At 64.5% G+C, this 25,376-nt stretch carries 25 protein-coding genes; 11 read left to right on the forward strand and 14 right to left on the reverse strand.

Annotated elements, in window-relative coordinates:
• The first annotated feature begins 187 nt into the window (after positions 1 to 187).
• Genes MVA47_RS20150 through MVA47_RS20170 form a run of 5 tightly spaced genes read left to right on the forward strand, consistent with a single transcriptional unit; the run spans position 188 to position 5,586 of the window.
• Entirely contained in the window at positions 188 to 1,888 is a 1,701-nt protein-coding gene (locus MVA47_RS20150; protein WP_247209571.1) for a nitrite/sulfite reductase, read from the forward strand.
• Positions 1,885 to 2,616 carry a phosphoadenylyl-sulfate reductase gene (locus MVA47_RS20155; protein WP_247209572.1) on the forward strand — a complete coding sequence of 244 codons (732 nt, stop codon included), beginning with the start codon at positions 1,885 to 1,887 and terminating at the stop codon, positions 2,614 to 2,616. The genes MVA47_RS20150 and MVA47_RS20155 overlap by 4 nt, the downstream gene beginning before the upstream one ends.
• On the forward strand, positions 2,613 to 3,551 hold the full coding sequence (cysD, locus tag MVA47_RS20160) for a sulfate adenylyltransferase subunit CysD (protein WP_033335932.1): 939 nt from the start codon (positions 2,613 to 2,615) through the stop codon (positions 3,549 to 3,551). The genes MVA47_RS20155 and cysD overlap by 4 nt, the downstream gene beginning before the upstream one ends.
• The gene (locus MVA47_RS20165; protein WP_247209574.1) at positions 3,551 to 4,846 is read left to right on the forward strand and encodes a sulfate adenylyltransferase subunit 1; all 1,296 of its coding nucleotides are present in this window, start codon (positions 3,551 to 3,553) and stop codon (positions 4,844 to 4,846) included. The genes cysD and MVA47_RS20165 overlap by 1 nt, the downstream gene beginning before the upstream one ends.
• Positions 4,843 to 5,586 (forward strand): sirohydrochlorin chelatase, encoded by a 744-nt coding sequence (locus MVA47_RS20170; RefSeq protein ID WP_247209585.1) that lies wholly within the window; start codon positions 4,843 to 4,845, stop codon positions 5,584 to 5,586. The genes MVA47_RS20165 and MVA47_RS20170 overlap by 4 nt, the downstream gene beginning before the upstream one ends.
• On the opposite strand, the gene MVA47_RS20175 is transcribed toward MVA47_RS20170, so the two are convergent.
• A complete protein-coding gene (locus MVA47_RS20175) occupies positions 5,579 to 6,181 on the reverse strand; it encodes a TetR/AcrR family transcriptional regulator (RefSeq protein ID WP_247209586.1) in 603 nt (200 codons plus the stop codon). The genes MVA47_RS20170 and MVA47_RS20175 overlap by 8 nt on opposite strands.
• A gap of 68 nt (positions 6,182 to 6,249) precedes the next feature.
• Here MVA47_RS20175 and MVA47_RS20180 point away from each other — a divergent pair, with 68 nt between their 5' ends.
• Positions 6,250 to 7,089: an alpha/beta fold hydrolase gene (locus MVA47_RS20180; protein WP_247209587.1), complete on the forward strand. Its 840-nt coding sequence runs from the start codon at positions 6,250 to 6,252 to the stop codon at positions 7,087 to 7,089.
• 70 nt (positions 7,090 to 7,159) lie between these two features.
• Here MVA47_RS20180 and MVA47_RS20185 read toward each other — a convergent pair whose 3' ends face one another.
• The 6 genes from MVA47_RS20185 to MVA47_RS20205 form a co-directional block, all read right to left on the reverse strand.
• Positions 7,160 to 8,158, reverse strand: a complete 999-nt coding sequence (locus MVA47_RS20185; protein ID WP_247209589.1) for a sulfate/molybdate ABC transporter ATP-binding protein — start codon at positions 8,156 to 8,158, stop codon at positions 7,160 to 7,162.
• Positions 8,155 to 9,051, reverse strand: coding sequence for a sulfate ABC transporter permease subunit CysW (cysW, locus tag MVA47_RS20190; RefSeq protein ID WP_247209591.1), 897 nt, complete (start codon positions 9,049 to 9,051; stop codon positions 8,155 to 8,157). The genes MVA47_RS20185 and cysW overlap by 4 nt, the downstream gene beginning before the upstream one ends.
• On the reverse strand, positions 9,051 to 9,899 hold the full coding sequence (gene cysT / locus MVA47_RS20195) for a sulfate ABC transporter permease subunit CysT (RefSeq protein ID WP_023953996.1): 849 nt from the start codon (positions 9,897 to 9,899) through the stop codon (positions 9,051 to 9,053). Before cysT ends, cysW begins: the two co-directional genes overlap by 1 nt.
• Positions 9,896 to 10,963, reverse strand: a complete 1,068-nt coding sequence (locus MVA47_RS20200) for a sulfate ABC transporter substrate-binding protein (RefSeq protein WP_247209593.1) — start codon at positions 10,961 to 10,963, stop codon at positions 9,896 to 9,898. Before MVA47_RS20200 ends, cysT begins: the two co-directional genes overlap by 4 nt.
• A 145-nt stretch (positions 10,964 to 11,108) precedes the next feature.
• Complete coding sequence (locus MVA47_RS27315; protein ID WP_317615613.1) at positions 11,109 to 11,198, reverse strand: Ms4533A family Cys-rich leader peptide; 90 nt, start codon at positions 11,196 to 11,198, stop codon at positions 11,109 to 11,111.
• A gap of 143 nt (positions 11,199 to 11,341) precedes the next feature.
• Entirely contained in the window at positions 11,342 to 11,542 is a 201-nt protein-coding gene (locus MVA47_RS20205) for a hypothetical protein (RefSeq protein WP_374474281.1), read from the reverse strand.
• 147 nt (positions 11,543 to 11,689) lie between these two features.
• Between MVA47_RS20205 and MVA47_RS20210 the strand changes: the two genes are divergently transcribed.
• Positions 11,690 to 13,702: a glycoside hydrolase family 15 protein gene (locus MVA47_RS20210; RefSeq protein WP_247209594.1), complete on the forward strand. Its 2,013-nt coding sequence runs from the start codon at positions 11,690 to 11,692 to the stop codon at positions 13,700 to 13,702.
• Between the two features lie 81 nt (positions 13,703 to 13,783).
• Here the strand turns inward: MVA47_RS20210 and MVA47_RS20215 are convergent, their stop codons facing one another.
• Positions 13,784 to 14,818, reverse strand: a complete 1,035-nt coding sequence (locus tag MVA47_RS20215) for an aldo/keto reductase (protein WP_247209595.1) — start codon at positions 14,816 to 14,818, stop codon at positions 13,784 to 13,786.
• Positions 14,819 to 14,908: 90 nt separating this feature from the next.
• Here MVA47_RS20215 and MVA47_RS20220 point away from each other — a divergent pair, with 90 nt between their 5' ends.
• Positions 14,909 to 15,514, forward strand: a complete 606-nt coding sequence (locus MVA47_RS20220) for a TetR/AcrR family transcriptional regulator (protein WP_247209597.1) — start codon at positions 14,909 to 14,911, stop codon at positions 15,512 to 15,514.
• Here the strand turns inward: MVA47_RS20220 and MVA47_RS20225 are convergent.
• Together MVA47_RS20225 and lepA are read right to left on the reverse strand one after the other, a co-directional pair.
• Complete coding sequence (locus tag MVA47_RS20225; RefSeq protein WP_247209598.1) at positions 15,503 to 17,533, reverse strand: M3 family metallopeptidase; 2,031 nt, start codon at positions 17,531 to 17,533, stop codon at positions 15,503 to 15,505. The genes MVA47_RS20220 and MVA47_RS20225 overlap by 12 nt on opposite strands.
• Before the next feature lie 50 nt (positions 17,534 to 17,583).
• A complete protein-coding gene (gene lepA, locus MVA47_RS20230; RefSeq protein WP_247210946.1) occupies positions 17,584 to 19,446 on the reverse strand; it encodes a translation elongation factor 4 in 1,863 nt (620 codons plus the stop codon).
• A gap of 79 nt (positions 19,447 to 19,525) precedes the next feature.
• Here lepA and MVA47_RS20235 point away from each other — a divergent pair, with 79 nt between their 5' ends.
• Positions 19,526 to 20,167 (forward strand): alpha/beta fold hydrolase, encoded by a 642-nt coding sequence (locus MVA47_RS20235; RefSeq protein WP_062799753.1) that lies wholly within the window; start codon positions 19,526 to 19,528, stop codon positions 20,165 to 20,167.
• Positions 20,168 to 20,171: 4 nt separating this feature from the next.
• Positions 20,172 to 20,699 carry a type II toxin-antitoxin system PemK/MazF family toxin gene (locus MVA47_RS20240; RefSeq protein ID WP_374474283.1) on the forward strand — a complete coding sequence of 176 codons (528 nt, stop codon included), beginning with the start codon at positions 20,172 to 20,174 and terminating at the stop codon, positions 20,697 to 20,699.
• A gap of 21 nt (positions 20,700 to 20,720) precedes the next feature.
• On the opposite strand, the gene MVA47_RS20245 is transcribed toward MVA47_RS20240, so the two are convergent.
• The 4 genes from MVA47_RS20245 to MVA47_RS20260 all read right to left on the reverse strand — a co-directional run bounded on the left by MVA47_RS20245 (position 20,721) and on the right by MVA47_RS20260 (position 24,932).
• On the reverse strand, positions 20,721 to 21,191 hold the full coding sequence (locus MVA47_RS20245) for an OsmC family protein (protein WP_247209599.1): 471 nt from the start codon (positions 21,189 to 21,191) through the stop codon (positions 20,721 to 20,723).
• 68 nt (positions 21,192 to 21,259) lie between these two features.
• The gene (locus MVA47_RS20250) at positions 21,260 to 22,108 is read right to left on the reverse strand and encodes a transglutaminase family protein (RefSeq protein ID WP_030171934.1); all 849 of its coding nucleotides are present in this window, start codon (positions 22,106 to 22,108) and stop codon (positions 21,260 to 21,262) included.
• Complete coding sequence (locus tag MVA47_RS20255) at positions 22,105 to 23,085, reverse strand: alpha-E domain-containing protein (RefSeq protein ID WP_030171937.1); 981 nt, start codon at positions 23,083 to 23,085, stop codon at positions 22,105 to 22,107. Before MVA47_RS20255 ends, MVA47_RS20250 begins: the two co-directional genes overlap by 4 nt.
• Positions 23,085 to 24,932, reverse strand: coding sequence for a circularly permuted type 2 ATP-grasp protein (locus MVA47_RS20260; RefSeq protein ID WP_247209600.1), 1,848 nt, complete (start codon positions 24,930 to 24,932; stop codon positions 23,085 to 23,087). Before MVA47_RS20260 ends, MVA47_RS20255 begins: the two co-directional genes overlap by 1 nt.
• A gap of 156 nt (positions 24,933 to 25,088) precedes the next feature.
• Between MVA47_RS20260 and rpsT the strand changes: the two genes are divergently transcribed.
• Positions 25,089 to 25,349 (forward strand): 30S ribosomal protein S20, encoded by a 261-nt coding sequence (gene rpsT / locus MVA47_RS20265; RefSeq protein WP_030171942.1) that lies wholly within the window; start codon positions 25,089 to 25,091, stop codon positions 25,347 to 25,349.
• The last annotated feature ends 27 nt before the right edge of the window (positions 25,350 to 25,376 follow it).

Below are 25,376 nucleotides of genomic sequence, written 5' to 3' on the forward strand. Positions count from 1 at the left end.
CTCAAGCGCGTATGCAGCGCTTTACTGTCTTAACTGACAAGCGGCACAACCCACGGTCCCCAGCCCGGACCGTAGATGGTGACAAGCCCGCGCCACGCTCTTCCCTTGTACCAAGCCTTTGCAGGACTCCCGGGTGCCTCGAGCCCTGATCTGCATGCTGCCCGGAGTCCGCCAGACAGGAGAATCAATGACGTCGACCGCAGACGCCCCCGGCAAACCGGCGCGGCGGGCACGTCCGACGAAGCGCCGCGCCGAGGGCCAATGGAAACTCGGATACCGGGAGCCTCTCAACCCCAACGAGCAGGCCAAGAAGGACGACAATCCGCTCAACGTCCGCGCCCGCGTCGAGAACATCTATTCCAAGCAGGGCTTCGATTCGATCGACAAGCAGGATCTGCGTGGCCGGTTGCGTTGGTGGGGTCTCTACACCCAGCGCGCCGAGGGTTATGACGGTACCTGGACCGGTGACGACAACATCGACATCCTCGAGGCCCGCCATTTCATGATGCGGGTCCGCTGCGACGCTGGCGCACTGACTGCCGAGCAATTGCGCACAATCGGTCAGATCTCCACCGAATTCGCCCGCGATACAGCGGATCTCTCCGATCGTGAGAACGTCCAGTACCACTGGATCGAGATCGAGAACGTCCCCGAGATCTGGCAACGACTCGAGGCCGTCGGCCTCAAGACCACCGAGGCATGCGGGGATTGCCCCCGTGTGGTCCTCGGTTCCCCGCTCGCCGGTGAGGCCGTGGACGAGATTCTCGACCCCACACCCGCGATCGACGAGATCGTCCGCCGGTACATCGGCGACCCGAAGTACTCGAACCTCCCCCGCAAGTTCAAGACGGCAATCTCCGGCCTGCAGGACGTAGCCCACGAGATCAACGACGTCGCCTTCATCGGCGTCAACCATCCCGAGCACGGGCCCGGCCTCGACCTGTGGGTCGGTGGCGGACTCTCCACCAACCCGATGCTGGCGCAGCGGGTCGGTGCGTGGGTCGCACTCGACGATGTCCCGGACGTCTGGGAGGGCGTGGTCTCGCTGTTCCGCGACTACGGATACCGACGTCTGCGTACCAAAGCCCGGCTGAAGTACCTGCTCAAAGACTGGGGAATCGAGAAGTTCCGCCAGGTGCTCGAGGACGAATACCTGGGGCGCAAGCTGATCGACGGACCGGCGCCTGCCCCGCTCACCGCACCGCGCGACCACGTGGGCGTGCAGAAGCTGAAGAACGGCCTCAACTCCGTCGGGTTCGCCGCGATTGCCGGACGCGTGTCGGGCTCCAAGCTCACCGCTGTCGCCGATGCCGCAGCCCGGGTCGGCTCCGACCGCATCCGCTTCACCCCGTACCAGAAGCTGGTTGTGCTCGACGTCGCCGACGACAAGGTCGAGCAGCTCATCTCCGAACTCGCACCTCTCGGGCTGATCGCCAGGCCGTCGCCGTGGCGGCGCAACCTGATGGCCTGCTCGGGCATCGAGTTCTGCAAGTTGTCGTTCACCGAGACGCGTAAACGGTCGCAGGTGCTGGTGCCCGAGTTGGAGTCGCGGCTCGCCGACATCAACGACCAGCTCGACGTCCCGATCACGGTGAACATCAACGGCTGCCCCAACTCGTGCGCCCGAGCACAGATCGCCGACATCGGATTCAAGGGCATGCTCGTCGAGGACGCCGACGGCAACACCGTGGAAGGCTTCCAGGTTCACCTCGGCGGCAGCCTCGGTCAGGATTCGGCATTCGGCCGCAAACTCCGTCAGCACAAGGTGCTCTCCGGCGAGATCGGTGACTACATGGACCGCGTGGTCCGCAATTTCGTGAAGCAACGCAGTGACGGTGAGCGTTTCGCCCAGTGGGCGGTTCGCGCCGACGAGGAGGATTTGCGATGAGTACCGCAGTTCGTAGTGAGACGGAGTTGCGCGATCTGGCGGCGGAAGGTGCTGCACTGCTGGGCCCGGACGCCTCAGCACAAGACCTGATGCGCTGGACCGCAGACACTTTCGGCACCGACTTCATCGTCGCATCCAACATGCAGGATGCGGTGCTCGTCGACGTTGCGGCCTCTGCCGTCACCCCCGAGCAGTTGAACGGCGGCAAACTCAAGGTGCTGTTTCTCGACACCGGCTACCACTTCGCCGAGACCCTCGGCACCCGGGACGCCGTCGAACAGGTCTACGGCGTCGAGATCGTGAACGCCAAAGCCGAGCAGAGCGTCGCGCAGCAGGATGCGGCCGTGGGACGCAATCTGTTCGCCTCGAATCCCGGCGAGTGCTGCCGGTTGCGCAAGGTTGTGCCGCTCAAACGTGAGTTGTCGGGCTATCGCGCGTGGGTCACCGGCATTCGCCGGGTGGAGTCCCCCACCCGCGCCAACGCGCCTCTGATCTCCTTCGACGAAGCATTCGGATTGGTGAAGATCAATCCGATCGCCGCCTGGACCGACGACGAGTTCCAGGACTACATCGACCGCAAGGGCGTGCTGGTCAATCCCCTTGTGGACGAGGGATATCCGTCGATCGGATGCGCTCCCTGCACCACCAAGCCGATCAACGGCGCCGATCCCCGAAGTGGCCGATGGGCCGGACTGGCCAAGACAGAATGCGGGTTGCACGCGTCATGACAATCGACCAGAACACCGATGTACTGCCCGTCGAGACCGCGGACGAGTTCAGCACTCTCGACGCCCTCGAGTCCGAGGCGATCCACATCTTCCGGGAGGTGGCAGGCGAGTTCGAACGTCCGGTGATCCTGTTCTCCGGCGGCAAGGATTCGACGGTGCTGCTGCACGTCGCACTCAAGGCGTTCTGGCCGGCGCCACTGCCGTTTTCGCTGCTGCACGTCGACACCGGGCACAATCTGCCCGAGGTGCTGCAGTTCCGTGACGACGTGGTAGAGCGGCACAGCCTGCGCCTGCACGTCGCCAAGGTAGAGGACTACCTGGCCGATGGCAGGCTGACCGAACGCCCCGACGGCATCCGAAACCCGCTCCAGACCGTGCCCCTTCTCGACGCGATCACCGAGAACCGGTTCGATGCCGTGTTCGGTGGTGCCCGCCGGGACGAGGAGCGTTCGCGCGCCAAGGAGCGGATCTTCTCGCTCCGCAACGCCTTCGGGCAGTGGGACCCCAAGCGCCAGCGGCCCGAACTGTGGAACCTCTACAACGGCAAGCACGCACCCGGCGAGCACGTTCGTGTGTTCCCGTTGTCGAACTGGACCGAACTGGACGTGTGGCGGTACATCGCCCGCGAGCAGGTGCTCCTCCCCTCGATCTATTACGCGCATGAGCGCGAGGTCTACTCACGCGACGGCATGTGGATGACGCCCGGCCCCTGGGGCGGACCCGCCGACGGCGAACAGATCCAGAAGCTCTCGGTCCGGTACCGGACCGTGGGCGACGGATCGACCACCGGGGCCGTGTTGTCCGACGCGTCCGACAACGAGGCCGTCCTGGCCGAGGTCGCGGCTTCGCGCCTGACCGAACGCGGTGCCACCCGCGGCGACGACCGGGTCTCGGAGGCCGCGATGGAAGACCGTAAGCGCGAGGGATATTTCTGATGAGTGCTTCACCTGATCTGCTGCGTCTGGCCACTGCCGGCAGTGTGGACGACGGCAAGTCGACCCTCGTCGGCCGGCTGCTGTACGACACCAAGTCCGTACTGGCCGACCAGATCGACGCGGTCACCCGCGCCTCGGTCGACAAGGGCCTCGATCAACCGGATCTGTCGCTGCTCGTCGACGGTCTGCGCGCCGAGCGCGAGCAGGGCATCACCATCGACGTCGCCTACCGCTACTTCGCCACACCGACGCGTTCGTTTGTGCTGGCCGACACGCCAGGGCATGTGCAGTACACCCGCAACACGGTGTCCGGCGCGTCCACTGCGGGCCTGGTCATCCTGCTCGTTGACGCCCGCAAGGGCGTCATCTCGCAGACCCGTCGGCATGCCGCGGTGATGGCCTTGCTGGGTGTGCCCCGACTTGTGTTGGCAGTCAACAAGATCGACCTGGTCGACGACCCGGAAAGGGTGTTCGGCGAGATCCGGACCCAGTTCACCGACATGACCACCTCGCTCGGTTGGAGTGCCGATCGAGTCGTCTCGATCCCGGTGTCGGCGCTACACGGCGACAACGTCGCCGTGCGTTCGGACAACACGCCCTTCTACGACGGACCGACACTGATCGAGCACCTCGAGTCCGTGCCCGTCGAAGACGACCGCAAGCCGGTCGGTTTCCGCTTCCCGGTTCAGTACGTGATCCGGCCCCGCACACCTGAGTACCCCGACTACCGGGGATACGCCGGTCAGGTCGCCGCCGGGCGGGTCACCGTCGGCGACGAGGTGGTTGTCCTGCCTTCGGGCACTCGCACCACCGTCGAACGCATCGACACCGCGGACGGTTCACTGCAGTCCGCACACACCGGTCGCAGCGTGACCGTGCTCCTCGCAGACGACGTCGACGTCTCCCGCGGTGACGTGATCGCCGCAGTCGCCGATGCGCCAGAACCCATTTCGCAGTTCAGTGCCACGGTCTGCTGGCTCGGCGACAAGGCTCTGCGCCCCGGTGCTCGACTGCTGCTCAAGCACGGCGCCCGCACCACCCAGGCCATCGTCGGCGAACTCGAGGTGCTGTTCGACGAGCAGGAACTGGTACTGCGCGATCAGCCCGAATCGCTGGAACTGAACCAGATCGGCCGGATCGCCGTGCAGACCGCACAGCCGATCAGCGCCGATGATTACAACACCAACCGCGAGACCGGCAGTTTCCTGTTGATCGACCCGCAGGGCGGCAACACCCTCGGTGCCGGACTGGTGGGCGACGCCCTGTCGCAGCTGCACCTGAAAGAACTTGTGTGACAACACTTGTGCTCGCCGCCCATGGCAGCCGCGACCCCCGGTTCGCGGCCACCATGGAACGGATCACCCATGGTGTCCGCACCCGGCTCCCCGGGGTCGATGTGCGCCTCGGCTACCTCGACCTCAATTCCCCGAGCGTCGCCGAAGTCCTCGCGGGCTGCACTGGCCGTGTGATGGTGGCTCCCCTGCTGCTGTCCAACGCTTTTCACAGCAAGGTCGATCTTCCGGCGATCGTCTCCGACGCCTGCGCCGCCAACCCCGACATCGAGGTCTGGCAGTTGCCGCCACTCGGCGATGATTCCCGGATCGTCAGCGCGCTGATCGGCCGGCTGGACCAGGCGGGCATCCGCGCCACCGATGGCGTCGTGTTGACCGCGGTCGGATCCAGCGATCCCATTGCCGACGAGGCCGTTCGGGCCCGCGCCGGAGAACTCGCCGTCCGGCTCCGAACACCGTTGGTGCAGACGGTCTTCGCGACCCGACTGGGCCAGGATCACAGCAATTTGCATCAGGCTCTACGGAGTCTGCGTCGCGGCGGTGCACGGCGTGTTGTTGTCAGCCCGTACTTCCTGTCCGCCGGTTTGCTGGCCGAACGCGTCGATGCGGCCGTGGACCACTTGGCGCCGGGGTCGTTGATCGCCGGCCCGATCGGGGCTCATCCCGACCTGATCGACGTCGTGTGCGACCGCTTCCGCGACGCGACGAGGGCCACCCCGGCTCCGTTCTCAGCGTTCAGATAGAACGCTTGGTCGCCGCCTTCTCGGTCAGCGGCACCCCATCATAAGTACCTGCCAAGGCCGCCCCAGCGGCGAGTAGTGGCGCGGTGTCGCGCAGTGTCCGGGTCATCACGAAGGCCCCCTCCAATGCGCAGATGATCGCGACGATGACTTCCCTTGCCGTGTCCGGATGGACGCCTCGGCTCTCGAAGTATGCCGTTCCCAACGTGATCCAGTCACCGAACACCGATGCTGCGGCCAACCGAAGCGATTCGTCGGCATTTGCGACCTCACCGGCAACGGTGGACACCGGACACATGTTCGCAAAGCCGGTCTGCTCGATGTCCTCGGCAGCCAGGGCGAACGCGGCTCTGATGCCGTCGCCGAGGTCGGTCTGGTCGGCGAAGACCGCCGGGATGATCGCAGCGTAGGCGACGCCTGCGTTCACCAGTGCCTCACGGGCGATCTGCGCCTTGCCCTCGGGAAAGTGATGGTAGATGGACCCGATCGGCGCGCCGGAACCGGCGACGATCTGCTTCATGCTCAGTGCCGCATACCCGTGCACCCGCATCAGTTCGACCGCCGTGGTCAAGATCGTTTCGCGCGTCCCTCTTGCCATCAGCACCTCCGCGTCCCATACTAGAGCAATCGTTCTAGAACGATTGCTCTAGTACCGGGGAGGTCACCATGCAGGCAGTGCAGCTGAGCGCAGGAACCATCGAGTATCGCGAGGTGGGAGATCCGGAAGGCCCGCCCGTGGTGCTCACCCACGGATTGCTGATGAACGACCACCAGTGGGATCTGGTGCTGCCACTCCTGCCCGACGGTTTCCGCTACCTGTTGCCGGTGCTGCCATTGGGCGGTCATCGCATCCCGATGGATCCCGATGCCGACCTGACGATGCCCGGAATGGTCGGCATCCTGTCCGAGTTCTTGGCGGCACTGGACCTGCAGCAGGTGACGCTGATCCTGAGCGACTGGGGCGGCCCGTTGTTCCTGCCCGAGCTCACGTCCGGTGAACGGGTCACCCGCCTGGTGGTCTGCCCGGCCGAAGCGTACGACAACTTCCCACCAGGGTTCCCCGGCAAGGTGATGAAGGTCGCGGTCTCGGTACCGGGCGGAATCCTGTTCGCGCTGCGCCAGTTTCGCAACCGCTTCTTACGCCGGACTCCGATGGTCCTCGGGCTGATGGCCAAAAAACGCATCCCGGACGACATCATCGCGCGATGGACCGATCCCGGGGTGGCATCAGCCGACGTCCGCCGAGACGTACTCGCCTACTGCCGAACGAGATTCGACAGCGCAGCTCTCATCGCTGCAACCGAGCAGCTGCGCGACTTCGCGGGGCCCGTGCTGATCATCTGGGCGCCTGAGACCAACGTGATGCGGCGCGAGCACGGGCAACAGCTTACCGACCTGTTCCCCAAGGGCACCCTTGCCGAGGTCGACGACGCCTACGTCCTGATCATGCTCGATCAGCCCCAGCGCACCGCCGAGCTCATCGGTGAGTTCCTGGTGAGCACCTGACTCTCACCCCGAGCCGTACACGCGTGAAAACGACCCAGCCGGCCGGCTGGGTCGTCTTCACGTCAAAGGGTCAGGCGAGCGCGGCGTCGGGCACCCGAGTAGCCCTGACGTATACGTCGTCGCCATCCCGCAGGCCCAGCGCCGCGGCATCACCACGGGTGATCTGGGCGTGGAAATCCTCGTTCGTGGCAGCGTTCTCGAGTTCGACACGCACCTCGAATCCCAGGTACACCACGCGCTTGACCCGCGCCTTGAGCACCCCGGTCTCCGCCGCGTTCTTGTCTGCGGACGCCAGTGCGAGGTCGGGGGTTCGGCCGACGCGGATGTCGTGCGGCCGGACGAGTACCCCGTTCAGCTTTGCCACCGAGCCGAGGAACGACATCACGAACTTGTTGTCCGGCCGGTCGTAAAGGTCTGCCGGTGAGCCGATCTGCTCGATGCGTCCCTTGTTCAGCACCGCGATGCGGTCGGCGACGTCGAGCGCCTCCTGTTGGTCGTGGGTCACCAGCACGGTGGTCACCTGGACCTCGTCGTGAAGCCTGCGCAGCCATGCCCGCAGATCCTCGCGGACCTTGGCGTCGAGTGCGCCGAACGGCTCGTCGAGCAACAACACCTTGGGGTCCACCGCCAGAGCGCGCGCCAGCGCCATGCGCTGTCGCTGTCCGCCCGACAGCTGTGCGGGATAACGGGTCTGGAACCCAGCCAGGCCCACCACCTCGAGCAGCTCGTCGACCTTTGCCTTGACCTCGTTCTTGGGCCGCTTGCGGATCTTGAGCCCGAACGCCACGTTGTCCCGCACCGTCATGTGCTTGAAGGCCGCGTAGTGCTGGAACACGAATCCGATGTCGCGTCGCTGTGGGGAGATACGGGTGACATCGTCACCGTTGATGAGCACGGTCCCCGAGTCGAGCTGATCGAGTCCTGCAATGGCGCGCAGAAGCGTCGACTTGCCCGATCCGGACGGTCCGAGCAATGCTGTCAGAGAACCGACCGGGATGTCGATGGACACGTTGTCGAGGGCGGCGAAGTCGCCATAACGCTTGTTCGCGTCGATAACCGAGATCGTCATACCAGTTCACTCTCCTGCGTTTTCGGGGCTGTCTCGGCCGGGTCTGGGGCAGCGTCTGACTCGTTGCTCGCCTGTCGGCGCTCGATTTGATTGGTTCCGGTTCGCCGCTGCACGAGTGTCATCAGCATCAGCACGATGATGGCGATGATCATCAGCAGCGTCGCCGCCGCGTAAGCGCCGTATTCGTTGTAGTCGTCGGTGTACCGCGACGACACCAGCAGCGTGAGGGTCTGCGAGATGCCGGGCAGATTCGACGACACGATGATCACCGCGCCGTATTCGCCGAGCGAGCGCGCGATCGTCAGGACCACACCGTAGGAGAGTCCCCATCTGATGGCGGGCAACGTGATCCGCCAGAAGGTCTGCCAGCCGTTGGCCCCCAGCGTCGCAGCAGCCTCCTCCTGCTCGGTTCCGATCTCACGCAGCACCGGTTCCACCTCACGGACCACGAAGGGCAAAGTGACGAAGATGGTGGCGAGCACCATGCCGGGCAGCCCGAAGATCACCCGGAAGCCGAGGCTCTCGACACCGCCGAACCAGCCGCCGTACCCCCACAACAGGATCAGGGCGACACCGACGACGATGGGCGAGACGGCAAACGGCAGGTCGACGATGGCCTCGACGACGCCTCGACCGCGAAAACGTCCTCGTACCAGAGCCATCGCGGTGAAGACACCGAAGACCACGTTCAACGGGACCACGATGAGAACGATCAGCAGACTCAGCTGCAGAGCGGAGATCGCGGCGGGTGTGGTGATCCAGTCCCAGAACTGGACGATCCCGTGCTCGAACGACCGGTAGAAGATCAGTGCCACCGGAACCACCAGCAGCACAAAGAGATACAGAAGCGCGATGACCCGCAGGGTGAGCCGCGGGAATGTGGAGATCTTCATCAGTTCGCCTCCTCACGGCGCGAGGTCCAGCGACCGAGGACTCGCAGGACGAGCAGCACGACGAAGGCGATCAGCAGCAGGGCCACTGATACCGCGGCGGCATCAACCGGTGAGTCGATCTCGAGTTGCTGCTGGATGTATTGCGACGCCACCTGGGTGTCGCCGGGGATGTTGCCGCCGATCAACACAACCGAACCGAACTCGCCGATGGCGCGGGTGAAGGCCAGACCTGCACCCGAGAGCACCGCCGGAGCCAGTGACGGGAAGATGATCCGCCACCAGATGGTCCAGTTGCCTGCGCCCAGAGACGCGGCTGCTTCTTCGACCTCTTTGTCGATCTCGATCAGCACGGGCTGCACCTGACGAACGACAAACGGCAACGTGACGAAGGTCAGCGCGATCACCAGGGCCGGGCGGGTCGCGTTGAGTTCGATGTCGATCGGACTGCTCGGTCCGTACAGCGAGAGCAGTACAAGGCTGGCGACGATGGTGGGGAGCGCGAACGGTAGATCGATGAGCGAGTTGACGATTCGCTTACCCGGGAACTCGTCACGGACCAGCACCCAGGCCACGATGGTGCCCATCACCACGTTGATCAGCGCCACGACCAGTGAGACGAGGACCGTCACCTTCAGGGCGTCGACCGCGCCGTCGTCACTGACCGCGGCCCAGAATCCACTCCAACCGTCGTCGAATGCCTCACTGGTGATCGCGGCGAGCGGCAGGAGCACGATGATGCTCAACCACAGACCGGCGATACCGATGCTGAGCGGCCCGACGCTGCCCCATCCTCGCTTGGGTGGACCTGATGAAGCGGGTGGCTTCAACGGCGTCACTGTGGCGGTCATACCTTGCCTCCCGCGTCGTAGATCTCCGTGATTGCCCCGGAGGTGCCGAACAGCGCTTTGTCCACTGCCGGCCAGCCTTTGAGGTCTTTGCCCTTGTTCTGCTCGGCAGTGCCCTCGCCGAGGACCTTGCCCAATTCGCTGATCGTCCACAGTTTTGTGATCACACCGGGGAACAAATCCTTGGTCTCCTCGACGACTACCGGGTCGACTGGACGGAAACCCTGCTGCGCCCAGAGTCGTTGCGCCGGTGGGGTGAAGAGATAGCTGACGAAGGCGTTGGCCGCCTCCTTCTCCTTGCTGAAATTCACCACGGCGACCGGGTTCTCGATCTTGAACGTCTCCGGTGGGATGACGTAGTCGACACGCTGCCCTGGCTTGGCGGTGGGGTTCTGATTCTTGAGGAAGATCGCCTCGTTCTCGTAGCTGATCAGCACGTCGCCCTGGCCCTGCTCGAATGCGGTGGTCGCCTCACGTCCGGACTTGGGCTGTACCCGGGTGTGGTCGCGGACGAGTTCGGCCACGTAGTCCAGCCCGGCTTGCTCGTTGACACCCCCGTTGCTCTTCGCGGCGAACGGTGCCAGCAGATTCCACTTGGCCGATCCCGAACTACCGGGGTTCGGCGTGACCACCTGGACACCAGGCTTCAGGAGGTCGTCCCAGGTACGGATGTTCTTTGGGTTGCCTTCGCGGACCACGAGCGCGACCACTGAACCGAACGGTGTACTGCCATTGGGGTACTGCTCGGCCCAGTCCTTGTCCACCACCCCTTCTTTCACCAGGCGGGTGATGTCGGGTGCGACGGAGAAGTTGACGACATCGGCCGGGACTCGGCGGGCGACCTTACGTGACTGGTCGCCGGACGCGCCGTACGACTGCGAGAAGCCGATGCCCTTGCCCTCCTCGGTGTCGCGGAAGGCAGGGATGATCGCGTCATAACCGATCTTCGGCACTGCGTACGCGAAGAGGTTGAGGTGCCGTGAGCCGCTGGAGATGTCCTGGCCGCCGGGCTCGTCGGTGGATCCGCCACCGCAGGCCGAGAGCACCAGCGCGGACACGGTCAGCATGGTGAGGATCCCGGCCGACGATCTCCGAGCGCGCCTTCGCGTACTCGTTCGGCGGGAGAGACGGAAAAGCACGGTTGTGTCCCCTTGTTTCAGGTCGGATGTGTTCGAGTCGAATCAGCGCAGGGCGAAGCCCAGGAAAACGTGTTCAGCGACAGAGCGCGTCGAAAACGCAGCGGTAATCGACCGCGAACAACGCCAGGGTGTGGCGTACGCGGTAACCGACAGCTGCAGACATAGGCCGAAGACTAGCAGGATGAATTGGTCGGCAAACTCACCAAAAGAGGGTCGGATGAGCCCCTGCTCAGCCGAGCAACAACCAGGCCACCACTACCAACAGGATCAAACCGATCAGGGCCATCGTGACCTTCGAGCGAGGCATCAGTGTTCTCCGGAATCGGATTCGGCGGACTCGCGCCGGTCGACAACCCGAAACGAGGTGTCTACCAGCAGATTCATCAGATAGGACAGGCCGATGGCCAGCGGCACGACCACCGCGGCGCAGACAAGTATCTGGGGGACGAACGACAACGACGTCAACCACTCCTCGACGCCGTCCCACCACGTTGTCATCGCATCCACCACAACAGCCTAGCCCGACGACTTTTGTTCACCGTGATTCAAAATCGGCCAGGACGGTGTTCGGTGGAGTCGGACGCTGTGCGGCTCGCCCCTACGAGTATCGCTGCATCGGTGGCATGGGGCATCGCGCAACCGCATGATAGAGCGATGACAACCCCAACCGAGGGCAGCAGCATCTCTGACCTCACCGGCAACACAGCGGTCCCACGTCCGCATGTGAGCCATTCCGCCCTCAGCGGCGCGGCGCCCCATCAGTCCGCACCAGTGGCGCAATCTGCGTTCCCACCCATCGGTGACTACGCCTTCTTGTCCGATTGCGAAACCAACTGTCTGATCGCGCGGAACGGATCAGTGGAGTGGATGTGCGTTCCGCGGCCGGACTCCCCCAGTGTGTTCGGGGCGGTGCTCGACCGTAGTGCCGGTCATTTCAAACTCGCGCCCTACGGCGTCAACGTGCCCGTCGACCGGCGGTACCTCCCGGGAAGCCTGATGGTGGAGACCACCTGGCAGACGGACACGGGCTGGCTGATCGTGCGCGACGCACTGGTGATGGGACCGTGGCACGACAACGACGCCCGCTCCCGCACCCACAAGCGGACACCGACCGACTGGGATGCCGAACACATCTTGCTGCGAACCGTGCGGTGCGTGAACGGCACCGTCGAGTTGGCGATGAGCTGCGAGCCGGCATTCGACTACCACAAAGGTGGCACGAAGTGGGAGTACTCCGGGCCTGCCTATGGAGAGGCCATCGCCACCGCGACCGGTGTGACTGGTGACTTCCCGGCACTCAAACTCACCACCAATCTCAAGATCGGCCTCGAAGGTCGTGAGGCCCGGGCCCGCACCCGGATGACCGAGGGAAGCGAGATCTTCGTCGCCCTGAGCTGGGGTAGCCCGCCCGCCCCGCAGACCTGGGAAGATGCGGCCCAGAGGATGTGGGAGACCTCCGAATCCTGGCGTCAGTGGATCAACGTCGGCAGCTTCCCCGACCATCCTTGGCGAAATCATCTGCAGCGCAGCGCTTTGACCCTCAAAGGGCTCACCTACTCGCCGACCGGTGCGCTCCTGGCCGCCGCGACCACCTCACTGCCGGAAACCCCCAAGGGCGAACGCAATTGGGACTACCGCTATGCGTGGGTTCGAGACTCCACCTTCGCCCTGTGGGGCCTGTACACCTTGGGCTTGGACCGCGAGGCCGGCGATTTCTTCTCGTTCATCGCCGATGTGTCGGGAGCAACGAACGGCGAGCACCATCCCCTCCAGGTCATGTACGGGGTGGGCGGCGAGCGAACTCTCGAGGAATCCGAGCTCAATCATCTGTCCGGTTATGACGGGGCACGCCCGGTGCGAATCGGCAATGGCGCCTACAACCAGTCACAGCACGACATCTGGGGCACGATGCTCGACTCGGTGTACCTGAACACCAAGACCACCGAAACCGTCTCGGAGACACTGTGGCCGGTGTTGAAGGCGCAGGTCGAAGAAGCCATCAAACATTGGCGCCACCCCGACCGAGGGATCTGGGAGGTACGTGGCGAACCGCAGCACTTCACCTCGTCGAAGGTGATGTGCTGGATCGCACTCGACCGGGGGGCGAAGTTGGCTGCCATCCACGGCGAGACGTCCTACGCCAAGACGTGGGCCGAAAAGGCTCAGGAGATCAAAGAAGACATCCTGGAGTTCGGGGTAAACGATCGAGGTGTTTTCACCCAGCGCTACGGCAGCGACGCATTGGACGCATCTCTCCTGCTCGTGCCGTTGCTGAGGTTCCTGCCCGCAGAGGACCCGCGCGTGCGCAACACCGTGCTCGCGATCGCCGACGAACTGAGCGAGAACGGTCTGGTGCTCCGGTACCGGGTGGAGGAAACAGACGACGGCTTGTCCGGCGAAGAGGGCTCGTTCACCATCTGTTCCTTCTGGCTGGTGTCCGCCCTGGTGGAGATCGGTGAGCTGCCGCGGGCAAAAGCCTTGTGCGAGCGCCTGTTGTCGTTTGCGAGTCCGCTGAAGCTCTACGCCGAAGAGATCGAGCCCACCACCGGCCGCCAGCTCGGCAACTTCCCGCAGGCCTTCACCCACCTGGCGTTGATCAATGCGGTGATGCACGTGATCAGAGCCGAGGAAGCTCAGGGCCACGGGATGTTCATCCCCGCCAACTGAACCCGATGATGTGCGGTTCTGGCGACGAAACCGCCAGGTGAGCACCGCCAGAACCCCACATCATCGGAGAGCTTGCGGCAATCAGACCATCGGCGGGTTGAGTCGGGCGAACCCCTCCTGCCGGTGATAGGGAAAGTAGGGGTAGGGCGCCTGGCGAACACTGACCGCGTCGAGCCGGGCGATCTGTTCGGCGTCGAGGCGCCAACCCACGGCACCCAGGTTGTCGCGAAGCTGCTGCTCGTTGCGGGCGCCGACGATCACCGAGGAGACGGTGGGTCGGCGCAACAACCAGTTGAGAGCCACCTGCGCCACCGTGTGCCCGGTCTCGGACGCGATGTCAGCGAGCGCATCGACGACGTCGAAGAGCAGCTCGTCGTCGATGGGCGGGCCCGCATCGGCGGTCGCGTGCAACCGGCTTCCTTCCGGTAGCGGTTCGCCACGTCGGATACGGCCGGTCAGTCTGCCCCAGCCGAGTGGGCTCCACACGATGGCGCCGACGCCTTCTTCGGCAGCGAGCGGCATCAGCTCCCATTCGTAGTCCCGCCCGACCAGCGAGTAGTAGACCTGGTGCGCGACGTACCGCGAATAGCGTTGGCGGTCAGCAATTCCGAGAGACTTCATCAGTTGCCACCCTGAAAAGTTCGAGACACCCGTGTACCGGATCTTGCCCTGCTGCTGAAGGAGGTCGAGGGTGCTGAGCACCTCGTCGATCGGCGTACTCGAGTCGTAGGCGTGCAGCTGGAACAGATCGATCCGGTCGGTCCGCAGCCGCGTGAGCGCGCGCTCGACGGCACCGATCAACCGCGATCGCGACGACCCATGGTCGGACGGCCCGTCTCCCATCGGCAAGCTCGCCTTCGTGGAGATGAGCACATCGTCTCGGCGCCCTTCGATCGCCGCGCCCAGAACCTCCTCCGAGGCTCCGGCGGAGTAGACGTCTGCTGTGTCGAAGAGGGTGATACCCGCCTCCAGACACACGTCGACGATCCTCCGGGCCTGGGTGACATCGGTGTCGCCCCAAGCTCCGAAGAGTTCGCCCGCGCCGCCGAATGTGCCTGCGCCGAAACTCAGTTCGGACACCACCAGTCCTGAATTGCCCACGCGCCGATAATCCACGATCTTCCTCCTTAACGGAACTTCTGTTCCCTTAGTGACGGTAGCACGACAGTTCGGTTAATGAAACGGCGTTCCCGTTACACTCATGGCATGACTGAGCCAGGGATGGTCAGACCAGGCGGGCGAACGGCGGCGGTCCGCGCTTCGGTTCTCCGTGCGACCGGAGATGTACTCGCCGAATCAGGCCTGCCCGGCCTCGACCTCACCGACGTGGCCAGTCGTGCCGGTGTGGGCAAGACCACCGTGTATCGCCGGTGGGGTTCGGCGCCCGGCCTGGTGGCGGACCTGTTGTCGGAGATGGCCGCCGAATCCGTGCCGCGGGCAGACACCGGCACCCTGTCCGCCGACCTGCACGCCAATGCCGCACTGGTGCGAAAGACCCTGTCGGACAAGCGTCAAGGTCCGTTGTTCAAGGCGATCATCGCTGCGGCGACCTGCGACGCGCGTACCGCTGACGCACTGGCGCATTTCTACGACACCCGCGTCGCCGAATGGGCACCGTGTGTACTCGACGGGATCGCCCGTGGAGAAGCGCCTGCCGACACCGACGCGACAGCTGCGATCCGGCAGGTGTCAGCACCGCTCTACTATCAGTTCCTCACCTCGACAAGGCCGCTGAAGAAGGTCGATGCCGAACGCGCCGCCGAGTCGGCACTGGCCGCGATCGCGGCGGGCGTGCTGGCCTCAGGCCGGTAGCAGACCGCGCCGACGCAGCAGGGGTTCGATCTCGGCGGGACGGCCCAGGAGTTCCTGATGCGCGGCAATGGGGTCCACGCTGTCGCCTCGAGACAGGGTCGTTTCGGCGAACCGGGCCCCCAGATCCGAAGACAGGCCACCGCCGGAGAGGAACCACTGTTCGGTCTCGGCGTCGAGGACCTCGGACCAGATGTACGAGTAGTAGCCGGCCGAATATCCGCCGCCGAAGATGTGATTGAAGTACGCGCTGCGGTACCGCGGCGGGATGAGGTCGGCCGCGGCACCGGCTTTGGCGAGTGCCGCCTTCTCGAAGGCCTCGACGTCGTCGATGTCATCCTCGACGGTCACCCGATGCCAGGCCATGTCGAGGATTGCGGCCGCCAAGTACTCGATGGTGCCGTGCGCCGACTCGACGTCCGCGCTTGCCCTTGCGGCCTCGGCGAGGTCATCAGGGATGGGTTGACCGGTCTCGTGGTGTTTTGCGTACTGTCGCAACACCTCTGGGTGCAGCGCCCACATCTCGTTAACTTGTGACGGGAACTCGACGAAGTCGCGAGGGACCGATGTCCCCGACTGCGACGGGTACCGCACCGCCGACAGCAGGCCGTGCAGTGCGTGTCCGAACTCGTGGAAGAGTGTGGTTAGCTGGTCCATGGTGAGCAGGCACTTCTCACCTTCATCGGGTTTAGTCAGATTCAGTACGTTCACGATCACCGGACGGGATTCGAGAAGCCGGCTCTGATCGATGAAGTTGTTCATCCAGGCGCCACCCCGCTTGCTCGGACGGGCGAAGAAGTCGCCGAGGAACAATCCGATCGAGGTGTTGGTGCGGTCGAACACCTGCCAGACGCGGACATCAGGGTGGTACGTGGGCACGTTGTCCAACTCGACGAACCGCAGACCATAGAGTCGGCCGGCGGCGTAGAACACTCCGTTGGCAAGCGCGCTGTCGAGCTCGAGGTAGTCCGACAGCCCGCTCAACGAGACCGCAGCACGCTGTTCTTCCTGCCTCGCAAGCCAATACGTGAGATCTGCCGGACCTATGTCGGTGCCGATGGTCTCGGTGATGGTGGTGAGCTCGCGCCCCCCTGCCCGCATGGCCGACGCGATCAGGTCTCTCAGCAGTTCCTCGACGGCCTCGGGACTCGGAGCGGTCTCTTCCGCGATCACGTACTCGGCGTGGTCGCGGTAGCCGAGTAGACGTGCCCGTTCGGCACGAAGACGGACGATGTCGAGAATGAGTGCCCGGGTGTCGTTGTTGTTGTCACGCGAACAGCGGTTCACCGACGCCTCGTACAGCCGGATCCGGGTGTCGCGATCCTCCAGCACGGCGAGAGCGGATTGGCTCGACGGCAATTCGAGGGTGAGGAGGTAGCCGGTGTCGTGTCCTGCATCCTGCGCGGCGCGACGCGCAGCCGCGATCTGGCCGTCGGACAAACCGGCGAGCTTGCCCACGTCGTCGACGAGCACCGCAGAGTCGTTGCTGTCGTTCAGTATTCGCTGACCGAACTCGGTCGTCAGGGTGGCAAGGCGCTCGGAGATCTGCCGCATCCGGGCCTGGCCGTCGGCGTCGAGACCGGTCCCGGCGCGGATCGCGTCGCGATGGCGCCGCTCGAGCAAACGCAGCGATGGCTCGTCGAGACCGAGGCCGTCGCGGTTCTGGAACAACGTGTCGATCCTGGCGAACAAACCGGCGTGCAGTGCGATGGCGTTGCCGTGCGCGGTGAGCTTCGGTGCGAGCTCGGTGGCGATCGCATTGCGCTTGGGGTTGGTGTCGGCACCGGTGAGGTTGAAGAAGATGCCTGCCGCCCGCGCCAGCGCCTGCCCGCTGCGTTCGAGTGCCTCGATGGTGTTGACGAAGGTCGGTTCGGCGCGGGCGCCGGCGATCTTCTCCACCTCACGCAGGTGCTCGGCCATCGCCTCTTCGAAGGCGGGCACGAAGTCGTCGTCGGTGAACGACGGGAAGTCGGGCAGACCGTGCAGATGAGGACTTCGAGCCAGGACCGGGTTAGAGGGCATGGCCCGATGGTACTGCGGTGCTTGACTTTCGGTCCTGATTCCCTCCGGCCTTATTTGCCCCTGGGTTTGTCGCTCGACGCATCCGATGACAGTGCAGCCACAAACGCCTCTTGCGGGACCTCCACCCGGCCGATCGTCTTCATCCGCTTCTTGCCCTCTTTCTGCTTCTCGAGCAGCTTGCGCTTACGGCTGATGTCGCCGCCGTAGCACTTGGCCAAGACGTCCTTGCGGATCGCCCGAATATTCTCGCGCGCAATGATCTTGGCGCCGATCGCGGCCTGGATGGGGACCTCGAACTGCTGGCGGGGAATCAGTTCCTTGAGCTTGGTTGTCATCTTGGTGGCGTACGCGGCGGCGCCGTCCTTGTGGACGATCGCACTGAAGGCGTCGACGGCTTCACCCTGCAGGAGGATGTCCACCTTCACCAGGCTCGACACCTGCTCGCCTGCCTCCTCGTAGTCGAGGCTGGCGTAGCCGCGGGTACGCGACTTGAGCGAATCGAAGAAGTCGAAGATGATCTCGGCCATCGGCAGGGTGTATCGCAGTTCCACGCGGGTCTCGGACAGATAGTCCATCCCGCCGAGTTCGCCACGCCGGGACTGGCACAGCTCCATGATCGAACCGACGAATTCGCTCGGTGCGATCACCGTCGTCTTCACGATCGGTTCGAAGATGTTGCGCGCCTTGCCGTCCGGCCAATCGGACGGGTTCGTGACGATGTGCTCGGTGCCGTCCTCCATCTCCACGCGATACACCACGTTCGGTGCGGTGGAGATCAGGTTCAGGCCGAATTCCCGTTCGAGTCGTTCGCGGCTGATCTCCATGTGCAGCAACCCGAGGAAGCCGCAACGGAAACCGAACCCCAACGCCACCGACGTCTCCGGCTCATACGCCAGTGCGGCGTCGTTGAGCTGCAGCTTGTCGAGGGCTTCTCGCAAGACCGGGTAATCGGACCCGTCCACCGGGTAGAGACCGGAGTAGACCATCGGCCGTGGCTCGCGGTAGCCCGTCAGCGGGGTCTCCGCGCCATGACGAGCAGAGGTGATGGTGTCACCGACCTTGGACTGGCGGACGTCTTTCACACCGGTGATCAGATAACCCACCTCACCGACGCCCAACCCCTTGGACGGCTTCGGGTCCGGCGAGACGATGCCGACCTCGAGGAGTTCGTGGGTGGTGCCGGTGGACATCATCTTGATCTTCTCGCGGGGCACGATCTTGCCGTCCACCACACGGACGTACGTGACGACGCCGCGATAGGTGTCGTATACCGAGTCGAAGATCATCGCGCGGGGCGGGGCGTCGGAATCGCCGACCGGAGCCGGGATCAGCCGCACCACCTCGTCGAGCAGCTCCGTGACGCCGACGCCGGTCTTGCCCGAGACCCTCAGGACGTCGTCGGGTTCGCAGCCGATGATGTGAGCGATCTCGGCTGCGTAACGGTCGGGGTCGGCGGCCGGCAGGTCGATCTTGTTCAGGACCGGGATGATCGTCAGGTCCTTGTCCAGCGCCAGGTACAGGTTGGCCAACGTCTGAGCCTCGATGCCCTGGGCCGCGTCGACGAGCAACACTGCGCCTTCACACGCTTCCAGTGCACGTGACACCTCATAGGTGAAGTCCACGTGGCCGGGGGTGTCGATCAGGTGCATCACGTAGTCGGTGCCGTCCACGTTCCAGGGCAGCCGGACGTTCTGGGCCTTGATCGTGATGCCGCGCTCACGTTCGATGTCCATCCGGTCCAGATACTGCGCCCGCATGTCGCGCCCCTCGACCACACCGGTGACCTGCAACATCCGGTCCGCCAACGTCGACTTGCCGTGGTCGATGTGAGCGATGATGCAGAAATTCCGGATCTTCGCGGGATCGGTGAACGTGGTGTCGGAAAGCCTGGGAATTGAACTCACTCCTTGCAGTGGCCGAGATACCCGTCCAGTTTCTCATGCGCAGGCACATCGACCATCCATCGGCGGTCTCGACGCTAATGTTCAGGACGTGAGCGTCGAGGAGTGGCAGTCAGAAGGTGTGGCCGGCGCGTTGCATCGGCCCGATGGCGATCCGCTCGCCGTGGTGGTGCTCGCGCACGGTGCGGGCGGTGACCACAATGCGGTCATCCTGCGCCGCATCGCCGAGGAATTGTGCGACCGCCGGATCGCCGTCGCCCGCATCGACCTGCCCTACCGTCAGAAACGACCCAAGGGACCGCCGCATCCGTCCGGCGCGGCAGCCGACCGCGCAGGGATAGCCGCAGCGTGTGACGCCTTCCGGGGTCAATCGACCGGCCCCCTGATCGTCGGCGGGCATTCCTACGGAGGACGCCAGGCCTCGATGACGGTGGCCGAGAACCCCGACATCGCCGATGGACTGTTGCTGACCTCGTACCCGCTGCACCCACCCGGACGACCGGAGAAGATGCGCACCGATCACCTGCCCTCCATCACCAAGCCGGTCCTGGTGGTGCACGGCGCCACCGACCCGTTCGGCACCACGGACGAGCTGACCGCCGCCATCGCGATGATCCCGTCACCGACCCGATTCCTCGATCTCCCCAAGGTCGGCCACGACCTCAAACCCGATCGGTCAGGCGCGCCGCGGCTGATCGCCACCGAGGTGCTCGACTTCTTCTCGATAGGCTGACGGCGTGGCAGGCACCTTGGGACAGATGGCGATGTCGTTGATCCGTCGACACGGGCCGCGCGTGGTGCGCGAACTCACCCGCTCTGCGGCCACACGGCCCGGCCGGGAATCTGCGCCCTCACCGAGTGGGAACCGGGTGACGCGCACGTCACCGACGGCCACACACGCGCGGCAGATTGCTTACTCTCCCCGACTCGACGGCGCAGCCGATCCCGGCGAGGTGGTGTGGACCTGGGTCGAGTTCGAAGATGATCCAGGTCGAGGTAAGGACCGTCCGGTCGTGGTGGTCGGACGGGACGGACCCGCTCTCCTCGGACTCATGCTCTCCAGTCAGGAGCACCGGCGCGACGACGCGAACTGGATGAGCATCGGGACCGGCGAGTGGGACAGCGCCCACCGCGAGAGCTTCGCCCGGCTCGACCGGGTGCTCACGGTGCCCGAAAACGCCATCCGCCGCGAGGGTGCGATCGTCGATCGAGGCCAATTCGATCGGATCGCAACAGTTCTCCGGGACCGGTACGGGTGGCGTTGAATCCGGCCACCCACGTCTGATTCAGGACAGCGGCGCCTGCGTCCAGTTGTTGACGAACTCGAGACCGCTGCGCACGAAGAGCTGCGACACCGGGCACCGCCGTTCGGTTTCGGCGACGAACTCGGCGAATTGCTGCTTGTTTGCGTCTGATTCGACCACGGCCGACACGGTGACCTTGTCGAAGTTGGCGTTGCCTTCGGCGCCTTGTACGAGGACTGCGGTGTCGAGATCACCTTGCACCTCGAACGTGAACTCCCCCAACGCGATCCCGAGGTCTTTGGCAACCAGCGACGCGGTGACCTGATTGCACGACGTCAGTGCCCCGAGAGCGTAGAACAACGGGCTCGGGGCCTTGTCCTCACCGCCGAACGCCGGGTACGCATCGGTGTGGAACTCGTGAGCCGAGCCGCCGGTGACAAGACGTTGGGCGACCCCGCTACCGGTTGCGCTGACAACAAACGGGACAACGGATTGCTTTGCTGCAGTGGTCATTGCACGACTGTGACACCGGAGCGGCCGCCCACCGAGGGTTTGGCGCACAGCGAGCGAATGGGTGGCGATCACGCCAAACGGGTGATCTCCACCTTCACCTCGAGGTCCTTGGCGCCCGCGCCTGTGTAGATCCCCTTGAGCGGAGGCACGTCAGAGTAGTCGCGGCCCACACCGACCGACACATGCTGCTCGGAGATCGCGAGGTCGTTGGTGGGGTCGTACCCCCACCAACCGCCCGTCCAGGCCTCGACCCATGCATGACTCTGCCCCTCGACCGTGCGGTCGATGACTGCCGACCTGCTCGGGTGCAGGTAGCCGGACACATAGCGCGACGGAATGCCGAGGCTGCGCAACATCACCAAGGACAGGTGCGCGTAATCCTGGCAGACGCCTTTCTTCTCTTTCCAGGCCTCGACCGCGGAGGTGTGGACGCCGGTGGTGCCGGGAACGTACTCCATCTCGGTGTGCACCCATTGGCACACGGCGAGCACAGCCTCTTGAGGAGTGAGCCCCTTGGTGAGGCGTTTGGCCACCTGACCGAGCTGCCTGCTCACCGGTACGTATCCGGTGTTGCTCAGCACCTCGTCATATCGGTCGATCACCGACTCATGGTGCAGCGATTCCCAATCGAGCAATTCGTCGTCCGAAGGCATTGCGTCGGGCTCGGTTTCGACCACCGACAGACCCGACACCTCGAGTTCCTCGTGAGGAGCATGCAGGTCGAAGGCGGTGACCGCGGTTCCCCAGTAGTCGGTGTACCGATACGACCTCGTCGCGGGGATCGTCTCCACGCGGTTGATGATCACGTTCTGCCGGGTATCGCTCCGGGGCGTCAGCCGGGCCTCGTTGTACGAAGAGGTGACCGGGGCGTTGTAGGCAAATCCCGTCGAATGCACGACCCGCAATCGCCAGCTCACAGTTCACTCTCCTCGATGAATCGGTCGACCGAATCGCTTGCGGACGTATCCGCCCAGGCGACATACGGCGACACGTGAAAGTACTGGGCCGTCACGGCCTCGCTGACCTCGCGGCACGTCTCCTGCAGATCGAGCAACCGGGTCTGCAAGTCGTCCAACAACATTCCCGGCTGCATGAACTCGAGCCCGCTTCGCGCCCGCCCCAGGAGACGTTGCGCCTCGGCCTGCGCGCCCACCCGGCTCGGCCGGTTGTCGAGCTCGATCAATTGCCGTTCGGCCAGGCTGATCGCGTGGAACACTGATCGCGGGAACAGCCGGTCGAGGAGGAGGAATTCGACCACCCGGGTCGCATCGAGTGCGCCCCGGTAGGTCCGTAGGTAGGTGTCGTGTGCACCCGCGGACCGCAGCACCGTCACCCACGCCGGCGACCCCGACCGGTCACCCGCGCGCGACAACAACATCCGGATGGTCATATCCACACGCTCGACCGATCGGCCGAGCAGGAGGTAGCGATAACCGTCGTCGTGGCTGAGGGTGGCGTCGGCCAGTCCGGCGAACATTGCCGCCCGGTTTTTTACGAAGGACAGGAACTCGTAGGGCCCGAGCTTGCGCGACGCCCGCTCGGCGTCACCCAGGCCGTTGTAGGTGGTGTTGAGACATTCCCACATCTCACTCGACGTGACTTCGCGTGCGCCCCTTGCATTTTCCCGGGCCTGACCCACGCTGTCGACGATGGAGCCTGGTTCCTTCTTGGAGTAGGCGACCCGGTCGGTCAACGACCAGGCGTCCAGCTCCACATCGGCTGGGGGCAACTCCATCCCCAGCACCTGCAAGACCAGTCGACACCGGCCGTCGGGATCAACCGTGGCGTCCTCGAGCAGTTGGTGTACCGCCACATCGAGGATCCTGGCGGTGTCGTCGGCGCGTTCTACGTAGCGTCCGATCCAGTACAGGGATTCGGCGTTGCGTGCGAGCATCATCGGCGGACACCACCCTGCTGCGACATCAACTGGCTCTGCGTCTGACCGGTCGGACCCTGATTCTGGATCTGACTGTGCCGACCGGTCACACCCGCCTGCTGTTGCTGCTGTTGTTGCTGATCCTGCATGGCGGCGGTGTCCGGCCCCTGCTCTGTGGGAGTACTCGGAGCCCTCAGGTCTTGGCTCCGGACGAGTTCGTCGCCCGAGAGTTCGCGCTCCTCAGGCGAAGTACGGGTCGCGAGAACCCAGGTGTCCTTGGAGCCACCACCCTGGCTCGAGTTGACCACCAGACTGCCCTCCGGGAGAGCCACCCGGGTCAGCCCGCCGGGCAGCACCCACACCGACTCGCCATCGTTGACGGCAAACGGACGCAGATCCACGTGACGCGGCGCCAGCTTGCCGCCGATCTTGGTGGGCACCGTCGAGAGCTGCACCACCGGTTGCGCGATCCATCCACGAGGGTCGAGTCTGACCTTGCGCGCCAGCACGTCCAGTTCCTCCGATGTGGCATCGGGGCCGAACACGATGCCGTAACCCCCTGATCCCTCAACGGGTTTCACCACGAGTTCGTCGATCCGGTCGAGCACCTCTTCTCGCTCGTCGTCGAGCCAGCAGCGCAGGGTGTCGACATTGCCGAGGCTGGGCTTCTCACCGAGGTAGTACTCGATGATCTCAGGAACGTAGGTGTACGTGAGCTTGTCGTCACCGACCCCGTTGCCGACGGCACTGGAGATCACCACGTTGCCGGCACGTGCCGCGTTGAGCAGTCCGGCGACTCCCAGCATGGAGTCGGGACGGAACTGCATCGGGTCGAGGAAGTCGTCGTCGATGCGGCGGTAGATCACGTCTACTCGCTGCTCCCCCTCGGTGGTTCGCATGTACACCACGTTGTCGCGGCAGAAGAGGTCGCGGCCCTCCACCAATTCCACGCCCATCTGCCTGGCCAGCAGCGAGTGCTCGAAGTACGCGGAGTTCGCCACCCCGGGGGTGAGGACAACGACGTTCGGGTCGGCCTCGTTGAATGCCGCCGACGCCCGCAAGGCCCGGAGCAGGTGGGTCGAGTAGTCGCCCACTGCCCGAACCCGGTGTGAGGCAAACAGATCCGGGAACACCCTGGCCATGGTCCGACGGTTCTCCATCACGTACGACACACCCGAAGGCGAGCGCAGGTTGTCCTCGAGCACCCGGAAGTCACCGTGCTCGTCGCGGATCAGGTCGATACCGGCGACGTGGATGCGAACTCCGTTGGGCGGCCTGATACCCACCGCCTGGCGATGGAAGTGCTCACATGAGGTGATCAGCCGTTTGGGAACGACCCCGTCGCGCAGGATCTCCTGCTCGCCGTAGATGTCGTCGAGGAACATCTCCAGGGCCTTGACCCGCTGGGTGATTCCACGTTCGAGCTTCGCCCATTCAGCTGCCGAGATGACTCGGGGAACCACATCGAGGGGAAAGGGGCGCTCCTGCCCCGACAGCGAGAACGTGATGCCCTGATCGATGAAGGCCCGACCGAGAGCGTCGACGCGGGTGTCGAGGTCGGCACCGTCGTAACTGCCCAGGGACTTGTGGATCCCCCGGTACGGTCCGCGAACCTCGCCGTTGTCGTCGAACATCTCGTCGAATGCGCCGTCGTAGGGGCCCGCGGCGTAGCCGTTGAAGATGCCACTTGGCTTCGCTACGCCTTTCGCCGCGGTCTTCTTGGCCGGCGGCTTGGAACCGTTGCCTTTCGGCCCGGCCACCTTTGCCGGTTTCTTCTTGCCCGTCGTGGTCTCGGCTGACACCTTGGTACCGGTGGCGCGAGTGGCCACGGCGCGCTTTGACCCTGCTGCAGTTGCCGCACTCATGTGAACATCGTGCCGTAAGTGGCTGGTGTTGGCAGTCTTGCAGCGGTATCCGCTACCTGCCCCGCTGCGATTTGGGTGCACACCGGGCCGGCTGGTAACGTAGTGCGCTGGTGCTGACACCAAACCCCGTATCGCTGAGCTAAGGAAAACACACGCGTGGCAAACATCAAGTCGCAGATCAAGCGGAACAAGACCAACGACAGCGCACGGCTGCGCAACCAGTCGGTGAAGTCGTCGCTGCGGACCGCGATTCGCTCTTTCCGCGAGGCCGTTGCAGCGGGCGAGAAGGACAAGGCTTCCGAGCTGCTGGTCAGCACCAGCAAGAAGCTCGACAAGGCCGCGAGCAAGGGCGTCATCCACGCCAACCAGGCAGCCAACAAGAAATCGGCGATGGCTGTCTCGCTCAACAAGCTCTGATCGAGCCCGCCCGATGACCGGGCACAA

The organism is Williamsia sp. DF01-3, from assembly GCF_023051145.1.
GTDB lineage: Bacteria > Actinomycetota > Actinomycetes > Mycobacteriales > Mycobacteriaceae > Williamsia.